Source organism: Chamaesiphon sp. OTE_8_metabat_110 (assembly GCF_031382685.1).
Classification (GTDB): domain Bacteria; phylum Cyanobacteriota; class Cyanobacteriia; order Cyanobacteriales; family Chamaesiphonaceae; genus Chamaesiphon.
Window position 1 is genome coordinate 1 of record NZ_JANMZA010000012.1, and the last position, 2798, is coordinate 2798.

The window sequence follows — 2798 nt, forward strand, 5'->3', positions numbered from 1 at the left end:
GGATTGAGTTGATAGAACAGCCGCACGACTACATCTAGAATATCAACTTAGGCGATCGCGACTAAAATATCTAGTTGCGGCTGTTCGCTACTCGAAACATCGATTTTAATCGTCCGAAAAGTCCGCACTTCTAGAGGGCAAAATTCCCAAGTCGTCTCAAAGCTTTTACTCGCTGGTTGGACTGTCGGTTCAATCGTAACTAGGACGTAACCTTTATCTTCTTTTTCTTCACTAAAGTCTACCCGCTCGATACTCCCAGGATAGACAACGGCAGGGTCATTTGTTTTATTGAGATTTTGGTGGCGATGGACGTGTCCCAAAGCCACGTAGTCAAAGCAAGAACGGGTCAGGAAGGACAGGGGAATGGTAAACCCTCTACCGACAGCTAAAAATTTCTCGGCCCCCAGCGTGGCATTATCGGCCATCAGGTGTGCTAAAACGATCGTCGGGAGATCGGGATTTAGTTTGCGAATCTCGCCTTCTAGTCGGGGCTGAAGCCGATCGAGTAATAATTGGTTGACTTCTAGCATCGAGAGATTTTCGGCAATCTCGCGGGTGAGCAGAGTCGATCGATTGAGCCAGGGGAGGGTGATAATTTGGACCGCACCGCTGCGAGTATTTACTACATGAGTTTCGATCGTGTCGCCTACAATCGTGCCGGGAACGCCCAGGGAGCGATAAATCGATAGGCTGGCTCCACCTTGTCCCTGAGAATGTTGATCGTGATTGCCGACTAGTAAGACGGTGGGAATATTGGCATCGACTAACCGATAAAATTGGAGTGCAAAGGCTTGTTGGATATACGGTGCGGGTGTGGCATCGGGAAAAGCATCGCCACCAAATAATACCAGATCGACGGGTTCGGCTAATGCTCTGTCGATCGCCCGCGATAGCGATTTGACAAAATCTTGAAAGCGGGTGTTGAGTCCGGTTTCTGGGTCGATTTTACCGTGAGCGAAACCACCGCCCATATGGATATCCGATAAATGCAGAATTTTCATCAGCTTAGGGGTGCGGCTTGAGGGGTGGGAGCGCGATCGTCGTAGTATTTCAGTAAGTATATACTATAGCTTGCTCGGTCTGGCGATCGGACTATAGCAATCCTAGTTGATTTCCTCGCAGTAACGTTAACCTGTAGGGGCGGTGCTGTAGTGTGTGGCTAGCAGTGGATATTTGCAGCGTAAAATTAGCCACCATTACAGCGGATCGAGTGGTTGACAGAAGAGATTGACGCCCGACTCATGAACGTAAAGTAAAACGGGTAAAATCAGGACTTTTGGGCAGATTTTAATTGCTAGAAAGTGTTGAAATACGGGCATGAAGTTACCTTCAACCATATCATTGCGAAATTCTGATTGACAAATTGCCACGCGATGTTTTTTTGCCAGTCCTCGCAACCATTCGCTATTAGCAATATCGGGTTGCTGTCCGACGCGAATTGCGAGCGCGATCGCTGCATCTTCGAGATCGCCTTCACAATCAACAATAGTTTCCAAGCTCACGAGCGCATCGGGAATATTGGCAAATTGCACTTGCAATTCTGCAATGATGTGGAGATCTATCATAATAATTTTTAGTGCGCTAGCGTAATCTCGATCGAATAAAATCTAATTTTTCACTCGGCAATTTAGAGACAGTCGAGCGATCGTCACGAAAATATTTGTAACGACGACCGCTGCTCTAAGAGCCGATTTTAGTGCGGTTTATACTTACTATAAACCGCGCTAACTTTAATTAAGAAACTTTGACACCTTTCCAAAAAGCCACATAGCCTTTGATATTTTTAGCAGCATCTTTGGGTTCGGGATAGTACCAAGCTGCGTCTTGATTGGTTTGACCCTCTACATTAATGCTGTAGTAGTTACAGGTGCCCTTCCAGGGGCAATTACTGTGAGTATTGCTTTCGACAAAATACTGTTTGTTGATGCTATCGGCTGGGAAATATTGATTATTTTCTACTACCACGGTGGCATCGCTTTGGGCTAGGGTAACACCGTTCCAAGTTGCTGTAGTCATGAGGAGATCGCTTAATTGATAAACTACTTTTACTTTAACATTCAAACTTTGGATGGAGCCAAAATCGACATCAATATTTGAGCGATCGGGGGCAGTGGATGGCACCGATCGACGATCCAAGCGGCGGCTAGTTAGATGCCGTGGCTGGCAATTACCGATCGCGGCTTGACTGATTCTCCAATCAAATCGGCCAACAAATCCGCACTATTCATCACACCGAGGGCACTGGTATTCGATGCCATTGTTGCCAACCGCAGGGGATTTTGGAGCAAGGACAGCACTTCTCCCGCCAGAAATTGGGCGGTTAGGGATTCTTGCCGAAATAATAATGCGCCATGAGCGTTAGCTAAAACGTTGGCATTATAGTATTGATGATCCTCGGCGGCGTAGGGATAAGGAATCAAAATTGACGGCGTGCGGGTAATCATCAACTCATTTAAAGTCGCCGCACCCGCCCGACTGATGGCTAAATCCGCCCGCTGCAACAGTCCAGCCATATTGTCATAGAATGGCAAGACAATATAGCGAGGATGCGCGACGGGTTCGGTAGTGGCATTGGCACCGCCAACAATATGGACGATCGTTGCTCCAGCTTCCAACCACACATCGACGCATTCCCGAATCATCTGATTGAGGGCTACAGCACCCTGAGAGCCACCAACTACCACACTCAACTGACTGTCTTCGGCAATGGGAAGATCGAGGGGTTGTGGCGTCAGGAACTGCTCGCGACAGGGAGTACCCAGATAGATAGTCTTAGCGCGAGGCAGGTACTTACCCGT

General features: G+C 47.7%; 3 protein-coding genes and 1 pseudogene. All 4 read right to left on the reverse strand.

Annotated elements, in window-relative coordinates; all coding sequences use genetic code 11:
- Positions 1-50 precede the first annotated feature (50 nt).
- A pseudogene (gene sbcD / locus RMO52_RS00345) lies at positions 51-1004 on the reverse strand (exonuclease subunit SbcD); the annotation flags it as partial.
- 192 nt (positions 1005-1196) lie between these two features.
- Positions 1197-1565: a hypothetical protein gene (locus tag RMO52_RS00350; RefSeq protein ID WP_309744935.1), complete on the reverse strand. Its 369-nt coding sequence runs from the start codon at positions 1563-1565 to the stop codon at positions 1197-1199.
- A gap of 169 nt (positions 1566-1734) precedes the next feature.
- Entirely contained in the window at positions 1735-2016 is a 282-nt protein-coding gene (locus RMO52_RS00355) for a DUF427 domain-containing protein (RefSeq protein ID WP_309744937.1), read from the reverse strand.
- Between the two features lie 131 nt (positions 2017-2147).
- Positions 2148-2798 (reverse strand): UDP-N-acetylglucosamine--N-acetylmuramyl-(pentapeptide) pyrophosphoryl-undecaprenol N-acetylglucosamine transferase (locus RMO52_RS00360; RefSeq protein ID WP_310409997.1); only part of this gene is annotated, 651 nt, incomplete at its 5' end.